Source organism: Ruegeria meonggei (assembly GCF_042768335.1).
Lineage (GTDB): Bacteria > Pseudomonadota > Alphaproteobacteria > Rhodobacterales > Rhodobacteraceae > Ruegeria > Ruegeria meonggei.
This window is the reverse complement of record NZ_JAXHBT010000001.1, coordinates 1,130,775-1,150,207: the sequence shown is the minus strand read 5'-3', so window position 1 is coordinate 1,150,207 and position 19,433 is coordinate 1,130,775. Positions and strand designations below refer to the sequence as shown.

The following is a 19,433-nucleotide window of genomic DNA, read 5'->3' as shown; positions in this document are numbered from 1 at the left end:
ACCGACTATGCCCGACCTGCTGATCGAACTGTTTTCCGAAGAAATCCCCGCCCGTATGCAGGCCCGTGCGGGTGAGGATCTGAAAAAGCGGATGACGGATGGTTTGGTTGAGGCCGGTTTGACCTATGCCGGGGCCGCTGCCCAAACCACGCCGCGCCGCCTGATGCTGGCGATCGAAGGCCTGCTGGCCGAAAGCCCGACCATCCGCGAGGAACGCAAAGGCCCCAAGGTTGGCGCGCCCGACAAAGCGATCGAAGGGTTCCTGCGCGGCGCAGGCCTGACCCGCGACCAGCTTGAAGAGCGCGACACGCCCAAGGGCGCGGTCTACTTCGCAACGATCGAGAAAGCCGGTCGTCCGGCAGCCGAGATTGTGGCCGAGGTGCTTGAGGCGACCATTCGCAACTTTCCCTGGCCCAAGTCGATGCGTTGGGGCAGCGGCACATTGCGCTGGGTTCGTCCTTTGCACTCGATCCTGTGCATTCTCAGCGACGAAGCGGGCGCGCAGGTTGTTCCGCTTTCCGTCGATGGCATCACCTCTGGTGATACGACTGCCGGACATCGGTTTTTAGCCCCGAAGCGTTTCGCGGTGACATCTTTCGACGACTACGCGGCAAAGCTGAAGAGCGCCTATGTTGTGCTGAACCCCGCAGACCGGGCTGAACACATCTGGAACGACGCGCAGAACATGGCTTTTGCGGCAGGTCTGGAAGTGGTTGACGATAGGGGGCTGCTGGCCGAGGTGGCCGGGCTGGTCGAATGGCCGGTGGTGCTGATGGGCAAGATCGACGAAGAATTCCTGCAACTGCCGCCCGAGGTGCTGCAAACCTCGATGAAAGAGCATCAGAAATTCTTCTCGGTCCGCAATCCTAAGTCGGGCCGGATTGAGCGGTTCATCACCGTTGCCAACCGTGAAACCGCCGACAATGGCGCGACCATTCTAGCCGGAAACCAAAAGGTGCTGTCGGCCCGTCTGGCGGATGCGAAATTCTTCTGGGAAAACGACCTGCGCGCCACCAAAGCGGACATCGCGCAATGGACACGCGCGCTGGAGAATGTGACCTTCCACAACAAGTTGGGCACACAGGCTGAGCGGATTGACCGTATCGCCGCGTTGGCCCGCGAACTGGCCCCGGTCACCGGCGCAGACGCTGATCAGGCCGAGAAAGCCGCGCGTCTGGCCAAGGCGGATCTGAGCTCGGAAATGGTCTATGAATTCCCTGAGCTTCAGGGGCTTATGGGGCGGTACTATATCGAGGCTGCGGGCGAGGATGCCGCCGTGGCTGCCGTGGCACAGGAACATTACTCACCGCTTGGTCCGTCGGATGACGTGCCCACCGCGCCGCTTTCGGTGGCCGTGGCACTGGCTGACAAGCTGGACACGCTGACCGGGTTCTGGGCGATTGACGAGAAACCGACCGGGTCGAAAGACCCGTTTGCCCTGCGCCGCTCGGCATTAGGTGTTATTCGGTTGGTTTTAGACAATAGTCTACGTCTAAGGTTGGACCGCTTCTTTGACGGTCAATTGGTTCGTGCGGAGAGCGCGATCAATGCAGCGTTGCCTGACGCGAGTGTTCGTGATCTCTTGGAAGAAATCGCTGATCATGGTGTCTTTGGCGCTGCATTCCAGGCTGCCAAAGAAAAACTCGAAGGATTGCCGGCGTCGGCCTTTCTTGAGCTGGAGAAGAAGGTTCCAGACGCATCGGGCGACCTACTTTCCTTCTTCCACGACCGCCTCAAGGTCTTCCTCCGCGATGAGGGTATCCGCCACGACATCATCGACGCCTGTATCGCGAAGGAGGGCAATGATGACCTCAATCTGCTGGTCAAACGCGCACGGGCTCTCAATACAATTCTGGCCACCGAGGATGGCGAGAACCTGGTGCAGGGATTCAAACGCGCCAACAATATCCTCACGCAAGCCGAGGAAAAGGATGGCGTCGAATACTCTTACGGTGCGGATGTGAAATTTGCCGAGACCGACAGCGAAAAGGCCCTGTTCGGGGCGCTCGATGCGGCTCAGGCCAAGATCGACCCGGCGCTGAAAGCCGAAGATTTCCCGGCCGCCATGTCTGCAATGGCCGAATTGCGCGGCCCGGTCGATGCGTTTTTCGAGGATGTTCAGGTCAATACTGACAATGACATCCTGCGCCGCAACCGCCTGAACCTGCTCAGCCAAATCCGTCAGGTCTGTTCCAGCGTCGCAGATCTGAGTCAGATCGAGGGTTGACCCAGATCGCCCTTGCACCACTGGTGCAGGGCCTTATGCTGCGGGCAAACCAAAAGGTGCCGCAGTGCAGAATAACCCGCATACCACTCTGATAACATCCGATGCGCCCGTTGCTGCCAACTCTCATGGTGGGCGGGCGAAATGCTTGCAACGGCTGGTCCGGCTGGAAATGCCAGTGCCCCGTACGGTTGCTTTATCGTTTGACGCGGTGCAACGGATCGCTAAAGGGCAGGTGCCTGATATAGCGGCTATCCTGGATCAGTTCGATCAGACCGCTTTGCTGTGCGTCCGACCAAGTTCGGAGGACCCCGACTGGGGAGGCCCCGGGGCGATCCTGAACATCGGGATGAATGACGCGCGCTATGTGGACCTGTCGGATTCGATGGGTGGTGAGGCCGCCGCCGCGCTGTACCTGCGCTTTGTTCAAAGCTACGCGGTTCACGTCGCACGGCTGGATGCGGATGTGTTTGACGACATAGATGCAGATGGGCGCGAAGGATTGCAGCAATCGCTGCGGGCCTATGATGATGAGACCGACGAAGCCTTTCCTCAGGACCGGGGCGAGCAGTTGATTGCCGTTCTGCGGTCGATGGCGCGGGCCTGGGATGGCACATCGGCCCGGTTGCTACGACAGGCCAAGGGGGCTCCTGTGGATGCTGGGCTGGGCCTTGTCATTCAGGAAATGATCCCCGGTGTCGGACAGGGCGAATGCGGATCAGGTGTACTGCAACTGATTGATCCTACAACGGGAATGCCGCAGCTAACGGGTCGCTATCTGAGCCAAAGCCAGGGTCGGGATGCACTGGGTGCGGGCGTGGCCGCGCTGTATCTGGAAAAGGACCCGCGCGGTAAGTCTTTGGAAGAGGTGGCACCGACGGCGTTTGCTGATCTCAAGACCCATGCGGCGTTGATGCGGGTCAAGCTGAAGGAAGAAATGCAGGTCGAGTTCGTGATCGAAAACGGCCATGTGCATATTCTGGACGGCGTGCGCGTGCAACGCAGTGCGCGGGCGGCGATGCGGATCGCGGTGCGTTTAGCGGAAGATGGCATAATCACCCCGCAAGAGGCGGTGATGCGGGTCGATCCGCATTCTTTGAACGAATTACTGCATCGACAGGTCCACCCCGAAGCGCGCCGAGATGTTCTGACCACAGGTATCGCTGCCAGCCCTGGCGCGGCAACCGGCAAACTTGTGTTCACGGCTGCCGAGGCGCAGGCCAGTGCAGCCCGAGGAGAGCCCTGCATTCTGGTCCGGCGCGAAACCGCGCCCGAGGATGTGCGCGGAATGCATGCGGCTGTTGCGGTGCTGACCGAAAAGGGCGGTATGACCAGCCACGCGGCGGTGATTGGGCGGGGCCTGGGTCTACCCTGTATCGTCGGGGCCTTGGACATGCGTTTCCAAACTCGGAAAAAGCTGCTGACCGCCTCTGATGGGCGTGTGTTCAAAACCGGCGATATCCTTACGATTGACGGCACGTCAGGGCAGGTTCTGGCCGGACAACCCGCCATGTTGGAGGCCGCATTAGACGATTGTTTTCAAACGCTTATGGGCTGGGCCGATAGCGAACGTGACATCGCCATTCGCGCCAACGCTGACACGCCGGCCGATGCGCAGACGGCCCGCAATTTTAAAGCAGAAGGGATAGGTTTGTGCCGGACCGAGCATATGTTTTTTGACCCCGGCCGCCTGATTGTGATGCGTGAGATGATCTTTGCGCAAACTTCCTCGGGTCGCGCCGCGGTGTTGGAACGGTTGTTGCCGATGCAGCGTGAGGATTTCGTGCAGCTGTTCCGGATCATGGAAGGCCAGCCCGTGTGTATCCGCCTGTTTGACCCGCCCCTGCACGAATTCCTGCCGACCACACGCAGCGGTCAACGCGAATTGGCCGAGGCGTTGGACTTGCCGGTCTCGGATGTTGAGCGCCGTGTCGCGGCCATGACGGAATATAACCCGATGTTGGGTCTGCGCGGTGTCCGTCTTGGTGTCACTGTTCCCGAAATCTATGACATGCAGGCGCGGGCCATTTTTGAGGCCACACTTGAAACCAGCAAAAACGGTGCGCCTATTGTGCCAGAGGTGATGATACCGCTGGTTTCCGCCAAGCGCGAGGTCGAACTGGTCAAAGCGCGGATCGATTCGGTTGCGGCCTCGGTGGCCTCGGAGCAAGGGGTGGAGTTTGAGTACCGCCTGGGGGTCATGGTCGAAACGCCACGCGCCTGCCTGCGCGCGGATGAGATCGCTCCGCAAACTTCATTCCTGAGTTTTGGCACTAACGACCTGACACAGATGACATATGGGCTGTCGCGCGATGATGCTGGCCGGTTCATGTCGGCCTATGTCCGCCAGGGTGTCTTTGTCGAAGATCCGTTTCACGTCCTTGACGCTGATGGGGTGGGCGAATTGCTGAAACTCGGGTCTGAACGCGGACGGCAGGCGCAACCGGACGTTACGCTTTCCGTTTGTGGCGAGCACGGCGGCAACCCCGAATCAATCGCCATATGTCGCGATTTGGGGTTTGACTATGTTTCTTGCTCGCCCTTCCGGGTGCCTGTCGCTCGGCTGGCTGCCGCTCAACTGGCAATTTCGTCCAGACTTGGGGGTTGACAGTCTCCTTTTACCCTAGGAATAGTGGTTGTTGAGAGGCGCTGTCGTCAATTTTTTTTGACGTTACGGCGATTTTCCACTTGCGTTTCCATCAGAACTGGACGTTTCCGATTCATTTCGGTATGAGCCTTCTCGCGCCCGCCGGGGGAGGGTTTGGCGCGTAATGTGCCTGTGCGAGGTTATCTGATGCTAAGATATATACTGGCTGTTGCCGTCATGGCAGCAACTGTGCTGCCGAGTGCGTCGTTCGCCGAAAGGAAAGCGACCAATGCTGCCAAGACTGAGCTGGTTTCACGTGGTGAACTGCCTGTTCAGAATTTCCGCGATTATCTGAGCTTGTTCAAGCCCGGAAAGCCGCTTGAACCGAAAAAAGTTTCGTACTCGAAGGACTGGCTGGATCAACAGCCTGCGGCCAAAGGGGACGAGCATTTCAAATGCCTGGCCGAAGCCTTGTATTTTGAGGCGCGTGGCGAAAGCGTGCGCGGTCAGTTTGCGGTGGCCGAGGTAATCCTCAATCGTGTCAAAAGCGGTCGTTTTCCGGATTCGCTGTGCGGCGTGATCAAGCAGGGAACAGGCAAGAAATACCAGTGCCAGTTCACCTACACCTGCGATGGTCATAAGGAAGTCATCCGCGAGAAGAGAGCTTATGAGCGCGTGTCCAAAGTCGCGCGTGCTGCGATCGACGGGGCTTCGAAAGAACTGACCGAAGGTGCGACGCATTACCATACCACAGCGGTCAACCCGTCGTGGTCGCGTGTTTACAAGGAAACGGCGCGCATCGGCGTGCATGTTTTCTATCGCCACAACTACCAGACAGCGAGCAACTGATAGACGCACCTGCGCCGGAAGGCTGATGGCGGGGGGCGTCGAATGATCATTGTTGCGGGCTGATTGGCCCGCAACGACGTTTTCACGCAGGCTCATCCTGCAATTGATGGCCGCAATGCCGGCACTGCCTGACATCGGATCGGGGTTTGGTGCTGACCCGCTTGCCCGGTAAGCCATCCGCCAAATCGCCCCACAGGGCCTTCCCACCACGCCTGTCTGGTCCTGTAGTGGCTTGAAGCGACGCCGTTGGGTGACTCAGCTTTCTGGTCGCGAGCGAGGGGAGGCCCGGTAAATAGCGCTGGAGGCGGACAATCCGAACAGCTCGCTGTTGCACTGCCACATGTTGGGCCACAAGGCGTCTGCGATGATCCGCGTCACCTGACGCCGCATTCGATGACTGGAAAGGCGTTTGTTGCAGTGATATATGCGCGCGCATCGTCTATTTTGGGCAAATCAGTCCAATGAGCCCGAGAAGGTCTGTCGCATGAGTTCTGAAATCCGTCTTGCCTTTGCGCACCCGTCCGAACGGTCCGAAGCAACCGCGGCGCGCGGCCCTCTGGATCGCATCTCATTGCGCGACCATATCGTCGAGGTTGAGATCGGTGCTTTTCAGGCCGAACGCGGAACCACGCAGCGGATCTGCTTTAACATCGTGGTCGAGGTTCGCCCGCTGACCGACCCGATTGATGACGACGTCGATCGGATCCTGTCCTATGACCGAGTGACCGAGGCCATCGGCTTTGAGCTGGCGGCCGAACGGCTGAACCTGCTGGAAACGCTGGCTGATCGGGTGGCCGAGCGAATATTGCTTGAGCCTCAGGCCGTAAGATCCTTTGTTCGCATAGAAAAACTGGATCGCGGCCCAGGAGCGCTGGGCGTCGAAATCGTGCGCGGCAAGGACAATGTACACCACGATATGGTTGAGGAAGAGCGCCCCCATCCACGGCTGGCCTTTTTGTCGAACGAGGCCATCACATCGTCAAACCTGACCGGATGGATCGATCAGTTGGAACACCGCCAGCGGCCCTTGATCCTGTGTGTCGGAGCGGCAGAAATGGCGGTGCCGCAGACCGGTCATGCGATGACACAGCGTCGGATTGACCTCTTGGCGATTGAACAGAACGCCTGGGTTCTGGCCGCGCGGGATCATCGCTGCGTTGTTGTGTCGACGCGGACCGAGTTGGACTGGGCCATGAAAAACGGCCAGATCTGCGTCTGGGCGCCGTCTAAGATCGTGCTGGATGCAGTCGATGGTCCTTCAGCGGCGCCTTCGGACGCAGTGGCCTTGGCGGCGTGGTTTGCTGCTACGTTTGAGGCCAGCGAAATGATGGTGATCGGCGGAGCATTGCCGGATGCGCCCAAGACCCCGCTGCGTGCTGTATCCGTGGATCAGGCACTGCTTTGACCGCGTATTTCCGACCTCTGGTACAACATGGCCCAGCGTGCCCCAATGGGGCGGTGTTTCTGGCCGGGTTACCTTTGTGGTTCACCCATGCGGAGCGATTGGTTCGGGGCGTAAAGTCCAGCATCGTTTCAGTACAGCAAGTCCCAGAAGAGGTTCTGAACCGTCTGACCCAACCGCGCGCGGATATTGCAGGGATCAAGATGGATCGCCCACAGATCATGGGCATTCTCAACGCAACACCTGACAGCTTCTCGGATGGTGGAGTACATAATTCGGTCGAGGCCGCCCTGATGTCGGCACAAGAGATGGTCTCGCACGGGGCCTCCATTCTCGATATCGGTGGCGAGTCGACCCGTCCCGGTGCGTCCTTTGTGCCCGTGGACGAAGAGATTGTCCGGACCAAGCCCCTGATCGAAGCGATACGCGCCAAGACAAACGCCCTGATTTCCATCGACACGCGCAAGGCCAGCGTCGCACAGGCGGCGTGGATGGCAGGGGCAGGGATGATCAATGACGTGTCGGGCTTCACGTTCGATCCGCAGCTTGCACCTTTTTGCGCCGAAACGGGCGCGCCGGTTTGTGTGATGCATATGCAGGGCGATCCGGCCACCATGCAGGACGATCCGCAATACGACGATGTATTGCTGGACGTGTTTGATTTTCTGGAAGGGCAGGTGGCACGGCTGGAACAGCTTGGGTTGCCGCGGGACCAAATCGTGATCGATCCTGGTATCGGGTTTGGTAAAACCGAAGCACATAACCTGACCTTACTACAAAATCTCAGCCTGTTTCATGGATTGGGCTGCCCGGTCCTTCTGGGGGTGTCCCGGAAAGGGCTGATCGGTCAGATTGGCAAAGAGCCGCGCAAGGATGCCCGCGCACCTGGATCTATTGCCGTGGCACTGGCGGGATTGGCACAAGGGGTGCAGATCGTCAGGGTTCATGACGTCGCTGAGACCGCTCAGGCCTTGCGCCTATGGGCCGCAGTCCGGTAATCCGGTCGCAGGCAAGAATTCGAGGAGTATTACCTATGCGCAAGCTGTTCGGAACCGACGGGGTGCGGGGCACTGCCAACACGCATCCGATAACGGCCGAGATGGCCTTGCGCATTGGGGCCGCTGTTGGCCGCTATTTCCGCCGGGATGCATCCAGCGTCCACCGTGTGGTGATTGGCAAGGATACGCGCTTGTCCGGGTATATGTTGGAAAACGCCCTAACGGCAGGTCTGACCTCGACCGGTATGAACGTGTTGCTGCTGGGTCCGGTGCCGACCCCAGCGGTGGGCCTGATGACCCGCTCGATGCGGGCGGACCTGGGTGTGATGATCTCGGCCAGTCACAACCCGGCCGAGGATAACGGCATCAAGTTCTTTGGTCCTGACGGTTACAAGCTGTCGGATCAGGCAGAGATCGAGATTGAACGGCTGATCGAAGAGGGCGTCAAACCCGCACAGGCGCAGAATATCGGACGCGCCCGCCGGGTGGACGATGCCCGTTTCCGCTATGGTGAGCGGGTCAAATCCTCGCTGTCGCGCGACCTGCGACTGGATGGGCTGAAAGTGGTGGTCGATTGCGCCAACGGGGCTGCCCACCGCACTGCGCCCGAGGTTCTTTGGGAATTGGGGGCTGAGGTTATCCCGGTTGGCGTCGCGCCAAACGGTAAGAACATTAACCTGAATTGCGGCTCGACCAAGCCTCAGCTGGCCGCAGAAACGGTTGTGGCCCACGGGGCTGACGTTGGCATTTGTCTGGACGGAGACGCCGATCGCGTGGTCATGGTGGACGAGCATGGGCAGGTGGCTGACGGCGATCAGCTGATGGCGTTGCTGGCGACCAGCTGGGCCAAGGCGGACCGTCTGACCGGTGGTGCGTTGGTTGCCACGGTGATGTCCAACCTCGGGCTCGAGCGGCATCTGGCCCGAGTCGGGTTGCGCCTTGAACGGACGGCAGTAGGTGATCGCTATGTCGTTGAGCGGATGCGCGACGGCGGGTTCAATCTGGGCGGAGAGCAATCGGGCCACATCGTCATGAGCGATTATGCGACAACCGGCGATGGCCTGATGGCCGGACTGCATTTCCTGGCCGAGATGGTGCATACGGGCCGCAAGGCCTCTGAACTGTCGGTGCAGTTCGAAACCGTACCTCAACTGTTGAAAAACGTGCGCTACGGCGAAGGGCAGACCCCGCTTGAGGCCGCCAAGGTTCAGGCTGCCATTGCCGATGCCGAGGCGCGTTTGACCGGGCAGGGGCGTCTGCTGATCCGCAAATCAGGGACCGAACCTTTGATCCGCGTGATGGCAGAATGCGAAGACGACGCCCTTTTGACGCAGGTCGTGGATGGCATCGTGGCCGAGGTCGAAGCGGTTGCCGGTTAACGCCCTGTCAACATTTTACGCAGACTGAACCACTGGCTGATCGCCAACCCGGTCAGGATCATCGCCAGTGCGATGTAAAACCGTATGGGCAGAGCCTCGGACAGAATCCACGCGCCGAACACCATCGACCAGATCGGCACCTGGTAGTTGACCAACGTCAGGAAGACGGACCCGGCGCTGCGAATGATGGACACGCGCAGCAATGTGGCAAAGGCCGTAGGCACAAGGCCCAAGACCAGAATGGCCAGACCGGGGCGTGTCCCCTCCCAACCGGGGATACCCTCGGTCACCAGCATGATCGGCACAAGGATAACGGCACCAACCACCAGTGTCAGGGCCGCCAAGGTCACCGGGTCGATGGGTGGGCACCGTCGGGTGAAAATCGACGCACAGGAATAGCAGAATGCCGCACCGATACAGGCCAGTTGCGCCAATGGCTCTGCGCCTGTTCCCAGCTGCGCCAGACCCGGTCCGATCAGCACCAAGGCACCAGAAAACCCAAGTGACACGCCCAACAGCCTGCGCAGGTTCATGGGTTCGTCCGAGAAGAAATGCGCAAGCGGCAGGACCATCAACGGAATCGCCGCCATCGACAGGCCGGCAAAGGCTGACGGAACATATTGCTGTCCCCAACTTAGCAGTACAAAGGGCAGCGCCGTGGACAGAATACCAATGATAACAATGAACCCCCAAAGCCCGGCAGAGGGGCTGGGCATTCTACGGCGGGTGACTGCCATCAGGCCCAACAGCGTCACCGCACCCAGCGTAGTGCGCGCAGTGGCGACGGTCACCGGTCCGTAGCCTTCTAACGCCATGGTGACGACCATAAAGGTGCCGCCCCAGATCAGGCCCAGCGTGATAACGCCGCTCCAATCGCGGGAGGTGGGTTGATGGACCATGTGCGCCTCAGATAGCAGGACGAAAAAGGGCGGCCTTTTGGGCCGCCCCTTCGCTGACTCCTGTCAGACTTAGTTCTTTTCTTTGTCGACCATTTTACCGGCCGAAATCCATGGCATCATGCCGCGCAACTTGGCACCGGTTTCTTCGATCATATGTTCATCATTGGCGCGACGTGACGCTTTGATGGTCGGCTGACCCACAGCGTTTTCCAGCATGAAGTCACGGACGAACTTGCCCTGCTGAATGTCGTTCAGCACTTCTTTCATGCGGGCTTTGGTTTCGTCGTATTTCAGGATGCGCGGGCCGGTCACGTACTGGCCGTATTCTGCTGTGTTCGAGATCGAGTAATCCATGTTGGCGATGCCGCCTTCATAGATCAGGTCAACGATCAGCTTCACTTCGTGCAGGCATTCGAAATAGGCCATTTCAGGCGCGTAGCCCGCTTCGACCAAGGTCTCAAAGCCGCAGCGGATCAACTCAACCAGACCGCCACACAGAACGGCCTGTTCGCCGAACAGATCGGTTTCGCATTCTTCGCGGAAGTTAGTCTCGATGATGCCCGAGCGACCGCCACCGATGGCCGAGCAGTAGGACAGGCCGATTTCCAGCGCCTTACCAGTCGCGTCGCTGTTGACGGCGACCAGACAGGGCACGCCGCCGCCTTTGGCATATTCGCCACGCACGGTGTGGCCGGGGCCTTTGGGGGCCATCATGATGACGTCGACGCCTTCTTTTGGCTCGATCAGGCCAAAGTGAACGTTCAGGCCGTGCGCGAATGCGATGGCTGCGCCGGGCTTGATGTTGTCATGTACGTATTTCTTGTAGGTTTCTGCCTGCAATTCGTCGGGCATGGTGAACATGATGACGTCACACCAGGCCGCCGCTTCTGCGATACCCATTACCTGCAGACCTTCGGCCTCGGCTTTCTTGGTCGAGCCCGAGCCTTCGCGCAGTGCAACGACCAAGTTCTTTGCGCCCGAGTCGCGCAGGTTCAGCGCATGGGCGTGGCCCTGGCTGCCATAGCCCAGGATTGCCACTTTTTTGTCTTTGATCAGGTTGATGTCGCAATCGCGATCGTAATAGACGCGCATGTCGCTGGTCCTTTCTGTTTCGATTGAGCAAGGTTCTACTGCGATTTTTCAAGGATTGCGATGGCGCTATCCTTGAAATATCAGCAAGAGTGTGAGTATTTATTCGCGAATTACCGTAGAAGTGAAAAATTCATGCTTGATGATATCGACCGGCAAATCCTGCGCCATTTTCAGGCCGACCCCACCCTGTCGACTTCCGAATTGGCCGAACGCTCTCGGATCAGTGCCAGCGTCTGCTGGCGGCGGATTGAAAAAATGCAGGAGGCGGGTGTCATTCAAGGGCAAGAGGCCGTGATCGACTGGACAGCGCTGGGATATGCGGTCGAAGTTTCGTTGCGCGTGACGCTGGACAAGACTCAACCGCGTGCATTTGACGAGTTTACCGCCGCTGCCCGGCAAGTGGCCGAAGTCATCGAATTGCAGACCTTTCTGGGACGTGTTGACGTCCGCCTGTCGGTGTTGGCCAGGGATATGAAGCATTACCAACAGCTATATCGAGACCGCATTCTGACCTTGCCTCATATCGCTGATATCGAAGCGTTGATGCATATCGCGCGCGTCAAAAGCGACGAGGTTTTGCCCGTATGATAGAGCTTGATGAGATCGACAGGCAAATTCTCCACAACCTCGCCACGGATGCCACGCAAAGCGCTGGTGCGTTGGGGCGAAAGCTGAACTTGTCGCAGCCCGCGACCTGGCGGCGCATCAGGCGGCTGGAAACCGCAGGTATCATCAAAGGTCGCCGCCTGCGCCTGAACGCCGAGGCGCTTGGGTTCGGGGTGACGGTCTTCCTTGGTGTAAAGCTGGCGCGCAAGGGGCAGATCAGTCTGGAAGACTTTGAACGCGCCGTTAGTGCCATTCCCGAAGTCCAGACGGTCGAGCATGTTTTAGGCTTGTATGACTATCGCCTGCGTGTTGTGGCGCGCGACCTGTCCGATTTCGAGCGCGTCTTGCGCCGAAGGATCATGACCCTGCCGGGAGCAGGCGATGTTGAAGCCAACGTGTTGCTAAGCGAAGAGCGTTTGCCCGGTCCGATTGGTTAGGGCAGGTCAGTATTTTGTGCGAATGCGGAACCCGGGATGATGTGTCATCCGGGAAAACGTCATCGGTTCACCGTCTTTCCAGGTGATCCGTTCAAGCTGCATCATCGAGGTACCGGCGGTCGTACCCATGAACTCAGCCAATCGGCCATCGGCAGAGATCGCACAAAAAGCCACTTCGGCCTCGGTAAAGGGGGCGGCATTTAAAAGCCACTCGTGGGGGCCGTGGCTGTTGAGGTCGGCATGTTCCACCTCGGGCACGGCTGCAATGTTGATCCAGCGCTCTTCCAGCTGAAAGGGAAGGTTGTCGGCATAATGCATGCACACGAGGTGAAGTACCCGCGCGTCCGGTGACACGCTGAGTTGTGAGGCCAGCCAACCGGGGCTTGCGACCACGTTGCGTTCCACCAGCGCATATCGATAGATAGAGTTCTGGTTTTCTACAGTTTGCCGCGTCAGTGTAAACTCAAGCTTGGCGTGTTTGCTGGGCTCTTTTTTGACCCGCGTCCCGCTTTTGCGCTTTCGTTCCACAAAACCCTGATCCGCAAGTTCCCTGAGGGCGCGATTCACGGTGGCACGTGCGCAATTGAATTCTTCGGCAAGTTGCGTTTCCGTTGGCAGCAGAGATCCTTGCGGCCAGATACGGGTTTCAATACGTCTTTTGACCTCGTCACGTACAACTTGGAAACTGATCCGCTTATGCGCAGTCACGGGAGGAAAAACCTTTCTTCTACAAAGTGAATGCATCTGTTCAGAAACACGTCAGGGTGTAAAGGGGCGGTGACACTGTTTGGCGTCAACTACCTGAATATTGACGCTTTCAGGAGTTAATATTCTGTTAGGAACCTGTATTCCCTCGCGTCAACTGCGCTGCGAAAGAGCGTTTGACCATTTCCCCGATTGGGGTCAGAAATCTCTGAGATAGTTTGAAAGGACACATCATGCCGGCGCTTTTGGAGACTATTGATCCCAACGGGCTCGAAGAATTTTCGGTTGTTTTCACAGATCGGTCACTGAACCACATGTCCGCCCAGTTTCAGCAGGTTATGCGGGATGTCTCGGATATGTTGCGCGATGTATATCAGGCGGGCGGCGTTGCGATCATTCCTGGCGGCGGCACTTACGGCATGGAGGCTGTCGCCCGGCAATTTGCGCGCAATGCCAATGTGCTGGTGGTTCGGAACGGGTGGTTTTCCTACCGTTGGAGCCAGATCATCGAATCCGGTGAGTTGACGGCGTCGGCAACGGTTCTGAAGGCGCGGCAGACCGGAAACTCCAGCCCGTCACCATTTGCCCCGGCCCCGATCGAAGAGGTCGTGGCGACGATCCGCGAACAGCGCCCGGATGTTGTCTTTGCCCCGCATGTGGAAACCTCGGCTGGTCTGATACTGCCGGACGCCTATGTGACCGCGATGGCCACCGCTGCGCATGAGGTTGGTGCCCTGATGGTTCTGGATTGCATCGCCTCGGGCTGTGCCTGGATCGACATGAAGGCCACCGGTGTGGATGTGCTGATCTCAGCTCCGCAAAAAGGCTGGAGCGCCTCGCCCTGCGCTGGGTTGGTCATGTTGTCCGAGCGCGCCGAAGCCCGGTTGCAGGAGACGGAATCCGATAGTTTTGCCGTTGATCTTAAGAAGTGGCGTCAGATCATGCAGGCCTATGAAAACGGCGGCCATGCCTATCACGCCACAATGCCGACTGATGCACTGCGCGCTTTTCGCGATACTATGATTGAAACCCGTGACTACGGTTTTGATAAGCTGCGTGATGCACAGTGGGCGCTGGGTGATGGTGTTCGGGCGATGTTGCATGAAAAAGGCGTTGTCTCGGTGGCCGCAGACGGTTTTGGTGCGCCGGGCGTGGTGGTCAGTTACACTTCGGACCCCGAAGCCCAGAACGGGAAAAAATTCGCCGCCCTGGGCATGCAGATCGCAGCTGGAGTACCGCTGCAATGTGATGAGCCCGAAGGGTTCAGCACCTTCCGATTGGGTCTGTTTGGGCTGGATAAGCTGTATGATGTGGACGGCACGATCACGCGGCTCAAGCGCGTGTTGGATCAGGTCCTGTAAACCTTCTGTGGGTACGGGACCTCAGCGCACGCCGAGGCCCATCTGCATCAGCGTTTTACGGACAGGCGGCAGGGAATAAAGCGCATTCAGCCCCATCGCGCGAACGTCCCGTAACGGCCGCGCTTCGATCATCGAGGCGCGGTTCAGCAGGTCGATGCCTTTGACGCGCATCTCAATCTCAGCGTGGCGGGCCTTGTGATAAGCCTCCAACATCTGCACATCGCCCAGGTTTTCGGGCCGGGCTTGTGCCAGATCCAGAAGACTGCGCAAATCGCCCAATGACATGTTCAGCCCCTGCGCGCCGATAGGCGGCACCACATGCGCAGCCTCGGCCATCAGGGCAACCCGTTCACCCGACAGGCGCTCCGCCTTCTGACTGATAATCGGCCAGATCGTCCGGCGTGAGGCCAGCTTCAGCGGCCCAAGCAACCCGCAGGACCGTTTGGTCATCAGCGCCTCAAACGTGTCGGGATCGGTATTTAACAGCTCAACCGCACGTGGCCCACGCTCCATCCAGACGATGGCGGAAGAGGGCTGACCCTGCCAATCCGGCAGGGGGACCAGGGTGAACGGCCCGCCGGACCGGTGGATCTCGGTCGAGACATTGTCATGCGGGATCGGGTGCGTGACGGCAAAAGCCAGCGCCTTTTGGCCATAGCGCGTGGTGTGAACATTGATCCCAGCGGCCTCGCGCATGGGCGAATTGCGGCCATCTGCGGCGATCACCAGCTTGCAGCGAATGCGGCTGCCATCGCTCAGGCCCACGCGGGCTTCGGCGGTGCGGGTGAACAGACTGGCGGTGCCGGTGCCAGGACGGAAATCGACATTCGGCAATTCGGCCAGACGGGCGACCATCTCGCGCCGCAAAAGCCAATTGGGCAGGTTCCAGCCAAAGGGCTGGTCCGAGATATCGGCCGCGTTGAAGTCACGCACCACGCGCGGTTCCGGCACATCTCCGCCCGCATCCACAATGCGCATGATCTGCAAGGGGGCCGCGTGTGCGTCCAGCCGTTGCCACAGCCCGCATTGCTCTAAAAGCCCATGCGCGGGTTGCAAAAAGGCAGTGGTCCGCAGGTCGGACCCGTCGACATCGCGTTCGGTGATCGGTGGGGTCGGGTCGACGCAGATCACGTCGAACCCGGCGGTGCTAAAAGCCGCTGCAGCGGTCAGTCCGGCGATTCCGCCGCCGGAAATCAGGATGTCACACTGGTCTGCCATGGCGCCTCTTTCGGTTTTGGGCAAACCCTAGAGTGCTTCTGTCTCAAGTGCCAAGTGACATCCTGTCCCGTGTCTCAGCCGCGCGATATCCGCAGCAGGATCAGGAACATCACTGGCACCATGGCCACGGCTGGCATATACAGGCCTGGCAGGCCGAACAAAAAGATCAATACCCCCCACAGAAGGAACAGACCAACAGCCGAGTATGCCCAGTCCCTCGTCGTGACATCTTCTGCATCGCAAAACATTATGCCGAGCATGGGTATTGCAAACAACAGTCGTTGCAACTGAGTTCGGCGTCGGGGAATCACGTTCGCGCACATGGGGGTCTCCTATCCGTTAGCGTTGCGCTGCATACACCAAAATGCTGCAATGCAGCAAAGGCAAGTTGTCGCAGGCGTTAGGTCATTTCAGCCGCGCAAGAAACGCGGCCAGATCGTCGGTGTGGTGATGAATGTGTTCAGCTTGGTGTGGCTCGGGCGCGACGTGGACAGTGCGCATGCCCATCGCGTGCGGAGCGGCCAGGTTGCGGGGATCGTCTTCGAACATCGCAGCTTTGGCCGGGTCAATCCCATCCTGCGCAAAGATCGCCTGAAACGCGGCTTTTTCCGGTTTGGGCAGATAGCCTGCGTGTTCCACCCCATAAATCGCATCGAACAATCCACTGAGGCCTCGCGCTGCAAGCACACGTTCGGCATACGGCGCACTGCCATTGGTATAGACAATGCGACGTCCGGGCAGGGTCCGGATGTGATCAGCTAGCTCGGCATCGGGGTCCATGTGGCTCATGTCGACCTGGTGAACCGCGTACAGATAGGGGTCAGGGTCCAGGTCATGCTCGGCCATCAACCCCGCCAGCGTGGTGCCGTATTGCCGCCAATATAGGGATCGCAGGCGATCCGCCTCGGCACGGTCGACGCCAATTGCCTGTACCACGTAATCTGTCATCAGCACCTCGATCTGGTCGAACAGGCGCATATGCGGCGGGTACAGCGTGTTGTCGAGGTCGAACACCCATTGGGTGACGTGAGCAAAGGCAGGTTTGACCATGGTATGGGTTTAGGCCGCAACAGCACGGTTTTCAATGCTACACTTGATTGCAATGGCCCGACCCGGATAGACATGTCCGAACGAGGAGACAAACCACCCAATGCCCCAATCCAGACAGCCCAACAAAGACGCCTACAGCCTTATTCTCGAAGCGATTGATGTTGGCGTTTACAAGCCCGGCGACCGTCTGGTCGAAAGCGAACTGGCAGAACGGTTTGGGGTGTCTCGCACGCCAATCCGTGAGGCGCTGCAGCGGCTGGAAACCCAATCCCTGCTGGAACGGGATGGGCGGTCGTTGATCGTGGCGTCGCTGGACCACAACCAGATGGCCGAGCTTTATGTGGTTCGGCGCGAGTTGGAAGGGCTGGCGGCAAAACTGGCTGCCAAACATGCCACTGAAGAAGAGATCAAGGTACTTCAGGACATGGTCGCGGCTGATGATGCGCTGGTGGACGATCCCTCCGCCCTGTCGCGTGCCAACAGGCGGTTTCATGAGCAGATACACTTAGCCTCGCACAATCGCTATCTGGTGCAGCAGCTCAACCTGGTTCATCGCACAATGGCGTTGATGGCTACCACATCGCTGGCCGTTCAGGGGCGCGGCGAGATTGCCCAAAGCGAGCATAAGGGCATTGTCGAAGCGATTGCAGCCCGAAATGAGGAGGCCGCCGAACGCGCCCTGAAGGAACATATCTCGGTCGCCTTCATGACCCGCCTGAAACAGGATGCGGTTTTGCGTGAGAAATAAGCGTTAGGGCACCAGCCCTTCGTCACTGGCCTGTCCGTGTTGTGTTTTATCCCAGAAGAACGGATTGGTCGCCAGCTCCCAAAGGGCTTTGTATGCGGCCAAAACCCCCAGCGGAAAGTACAGGGGCATCGTTAGGACCCACGGCAACAGAAACCGCCGCTCGGGCGCGGAAACGACAACTAAGGCTGCTGCGACGTTTGTAACTTCTGCCGAAAGGAACAGAATGATCAGCCCGGTCAGCATGTTGCCGGGGATGATCGTATCCAAAACGCTGGGCAGGCCGAATGCCTTCATCCAAAACAACCAAAGCACCGGGGCCAGTAGGAACTGTCCGACAGTGCCCAGAAAAAAGGCCTGGAGCCCCAGAAACCTCAGCAGGCCCAGATCTTTCAGCAGACGCAACGGCGCGCGCATGTGAACCAGATAGGTAACCATGAACCCTTTGAGCCAGCGCGAACGCTGCCGGACCCAGGGCCAGGCGCGAAAGTTCGCCTCTTCAAAGGTTGTTGTATCAACCATTTCCGTGCGATAGCCCGCCCGGCTGAGACGAACCCCAAGATCAGCATCTTCGGTCACGTTATGCGCGTCCCAACCGCCCAATTCCAGCAGCTTGTCCCGGCGGAAGAAAAAGGTGGTTCCACCCAAAGGCACGACAAGCCCGAGGCGTGCGATGCCCTGAAGGATGACGCGGAACCAGCTGTTGTATTCGATAGTAAAGCAGCGCGATCGCCAGTTGGTACGCGGGTTGTAATAGTCCAGAACGCCCTGCAGGCACACGACATCTTCATCCGCCTGCGCAAAGTGCCTCGCAACGCGTTCGATCTGATCGGGTTGCGGTGCGTCTTCGGCATCCCAAACACCCAAAATTTCACCGCGGCAGAAATCCAAGGCATAGTTCATGGCGCGGGGCTTTGTGGTTAGGCCGTTCAGTTCGGGAACCTCAACCATTCTGATCCAGCTTGGCAGGTCAACGGATGCCAGAGTGGATCGGGTCACGTCGTCGGATTCTTCCAGCACCAGAATGACATCCAGCAACGCCTTGGGATAGGTCAATCGCCGCAGCCGATTTATCAATGCGTCCGCGATTTCCCGTTCTTTATAGAGCGGCACCAATATTGAAACGCCGGGCAAGACGTGCGGGGCGTGAACCGCCGCTGAATCCGGGGCAGGGGCAGGCGGCTTCCAGACATGTCCAAGCAGCCCGGCCAAACGCAATGTCATGAACAGAACCAACGTGGTCACAGCTGCAACGATCAGCACTGTAAATCCGGTCATGGGGACGGCTGCAAATACGCCGACCAGAGCGATCAGCGCAATCGTTGGGCCAGCGTGGGACCGCATCGTCCAAGACCGACAGCTGTGATCCGGGGTGACACGCGTTTCTGCGGCCTCTGCCAGAGGCCTTGAGAACACGCGGGCAATGGTGCTGTCAATTTGATCCGAGGACGCGAGAACAGGCGCCACCGCCCACCCGTTGCCTTCCATTTCGGCGCGGACTGCAGGAAAGAGATCGGGCCGGGCTGTTGCCACCAGGACAATTGGCCCCAGACGCATCCACGGAATGACGTTATGAGCCAGCCAGAACTCAACTGGTTTGAGGTTATACAGATCCGGTGGTGGAGTGCTGCTGTCCAGATCAGCGATCTGCAATCCGCTTTGGTCAGAAAGCGCGGTCAGGACATCCGAACGCCCAACCCAACCCTCTGCCACCAGAATCTCGCCCAGCGGAGCCTTTTGCCAAGATTGCAGAAACAACGCTTCGTCCAGTTGGGCCCGCGAAATCAGGCCGCGGTCAATCAGGCACTCTCCCAACGGCTTGCGGTCCTGCGCAGATACCGGCGCGGTATGCGCGAATTGCTGCAGATTAAGCTGGACCAT

Annotated in this window: 17 protein-coding genes; 10 read left to right on the top strand and 7 right to left on the bottom strand. The window is 58.9% G+C overall.

The features are described 5' to 3' along the window. The first annotated feature begins 7 nt into the window (after positions 1–7). From glyS to glmM, 6 genes are all read left to right on the top strand, one after another. Complete coding sequence (gene glyS / locus SJY13_RS05675) at positions 8–2,227, top strand: glycine--tRNA ligase subunit beta (protein ID WP_377188744.1); 2,220 nt, start codon at positions 8–10, stop codon at positions 2,225–2,227. Positions 2,228–2,291: 64 nt separating this feature from the next. Next, positions 2,292–4,832, top strand: coding sequence for a putative PEP-binding protein (locus SJY13_RS05670; protein WP_377188741.1), 2,541 nt, complete (start codon positions 2,292–2,294; stop codon positions 4,830–4,832). Between the two features lie 186 nt (positions 4,833–5,018). Then, positions 5,019–5,660: a cell wall hydrolase gene (locus SJY13_RS05665; protein WP_377193577.1), complete on the top strand. Its 642-nt coding sequence runs from the start codon at positions 5,019–5,021 to the stop codon at positions 5,658–5,660. A gap of 484 nt (positions 5,661–6,144) precedes the next feature. Then, positions 6,145–7,065 (top strand): dihydroneopterin aldolase, encoded by a 921-nt coding sequence (locus tag SJY13_RS05660; protein WP_377188738.1) that lies wholly within the window; start codon positions 6,145–6,147, stop codon positions 7,063–7,065. Next, positions 7,062–8,060, top strand: a complete 999-nt coding sequence (gene folP / locus SJY13_RS05655) for a dihydropteroate synthase (RefSeq protein WP_377188735.1) — start codon at positions 7,062–7,064, stop codon at positions 8,058–8,060. The genes SJY13_RS05660 and folP overlap by 4 nt, the downstream gene beginning before the upstream one ends. Positions 8,061–8,095: 35 nt before the next feature. Then, positions 8,096–9,439, top strand: coding sequence for a phosphoglucosamine mutase (gene glmM / locus SJY13_RS05650; protein ID WP_085821773.1), 1,344 nt, complete (start codon positions 8,096–8,098; stop codon positions 9,437–9,439). Here glmM and SJY13_RS05645 read toward each other — a convergent pair. Both SJY13_RS05645 and ilvC read right to left on the bottom strand, forming a co-directional pair. Further along, entirely contained in the window at positions 9,436–10,338 is a 903-nt protein-coding gene (locus tag SJY13_RS05645; RefSeq protein ID WP_377188731.1) for a DMT family transporter, read from the bottom strand. The genes glmM and SJY13_RS05645 overlap by 4 nt on opposite strands. A gap of 69 nt (positions 10,339–10,407) precedes the next feature. Further along, positions 10,408–11,430 carry a ketol-acid reductoisomerase gene (ilvC, locus tag SJY13_RS05640; protein WP_085821771.1) on the bottom strand — a complete coding sequence of 341 codons (1,023 nt, stop codon included), beginning with the start codon at positions 11,428–11,430 and terminating at the stop codon, positions 10,408–10,410. Between the two features lie 132 nt (positions 11,431–11,562). Here ilvC and SJY13_RS05635 point away from each other — a divergent pair, with 132 nt between their 5' ends. Next, complete coding sequence (locus SJY13_RS05635; protein WP_377188728.1) at positions 11,563–12,018, top strand: Lrp/AsnC family transcriptional regulator; 456 nt, start codon at positions 11,563–11,565, stop codon at positions 12,016–12,018. Then, complete coding sequence (locus tag SJY13_RS05630) at positions 12,015–12,473, top strand: Lrp/AsnC family transcriptional regulator (protein ID WP_085821769.1); 459 nt, start codon at positions 12,015–12,017, stop codon at positions 12,471–12,473. Before SJY13_RS05635 ends, SJY13_RS05630 begins: the two co-directional genes overlap by 4 nt. Positions 12,474–12,479: 6 nt before the next feature. On the opposite strand, the gene SJY13_RS05625 is transcribed toward SJY13_RS05630, so the two are convergent. Then, complete coding sequence (locus SJY13_RS05625) at positions 12,480–13,181, bottom strand: GntR family transcriptional regulator (RefSeq protein ID WP_200818538.1); 702 nt, start codon at positions 13,179–13,181, stop codon at positions 12,480–12,482. A gap of 230 nt (positions 13,182–13,411) precedes the next feature. Here SJY13_RS05625 and SJY13_RS05620 point away from each other — a divergent pair, with 230 nt between their 5' ends. Next, on the top strand, positions 13,412–14,539 hold the full coding sequence (locus SJY13_RS05620; protein ID WP_377188723.1) for an aminotransferase class V-fold PLP-dependent enzyme: 1,128 nt from the start codon (positions 13,412–13,414) through the stop codon (positions 14,537–14,539). A gap of 21 nt (positions 14,540–14,560) precedes the next feature. Here SJY13_RS05620 and SJY13_RS05615 read toward each other — a convergent pair whose 3' ends face one another. The 3 genes from SJY13_RS05615 to SJY13_RS05605 form a co-directional block, all read right to left on the bottom strand. Then, positions 14,561–15,757, bottom strand: coding sequence for a UbiH/UbiF family hydroxylase (locus SJY13_RS05615; RefSeq protein WP_377188720.1), 1,197 nt, complete (start codon positions 15,755–15,757; stop codon positions 14,561–14,563). Between the two features lie 74 nt (positions 15,758–15,831). Continuing rightward, positions 15,832–16,017, bottom strand: a complete 186-nt coding sequence (locus tag SJY13_RS05610) for a hypothetical protein (protein ID WP_377188717.1) — start codon at positions 16,015–16,017, stop codon at positions 15,832–15,834. A 145-nt stretch (positions 16,018–16,162) separates the two neighbouring features. Beyond that, positions 16,163–16,807 carry a pyrimidine 5'-nucleotidase gene (locus tag SJY13_RS05605; protein ID WP_085821765.1) on the bottom strand — a complete coding sequence of 215 codons (645 nt, stop codon included), beginning with the start codon at positions 16,805–16,807 and terminating at the stop codon, positions 16,163–16,165. 100 nt (positions 16,808–16,907) lie between these two features. Here SJY13_RS05605 and SJY13_RS05600 point away from each other — a divergent pair, with 100 nt between their 5' ends. Beyond that, a complete protein-coding gene (locus tag SJY13_RS05600) occupies positions 16,908–17,555 on the top strand; it encodes a GntR family transcriptional regulator (protein ID WP_085821764.1) in 648 nt (215 codons plus the stop codon). Positions 17,556–17,558: 3 nt separating this feature from the next. Here the strand turns inward: SJY13_RS05600 and SJY13_RS05595 are convergent, their stop codons facing one another. Next, a complete protein-coding gene (locus SJY13_RS05595) occupies positions 17,559–19,433 on the bottom strand; it encodes a glycosyltransferase (RefSeq protein ID WP_377188713.1) in 1,875 nt (624 codons plus the stop codon).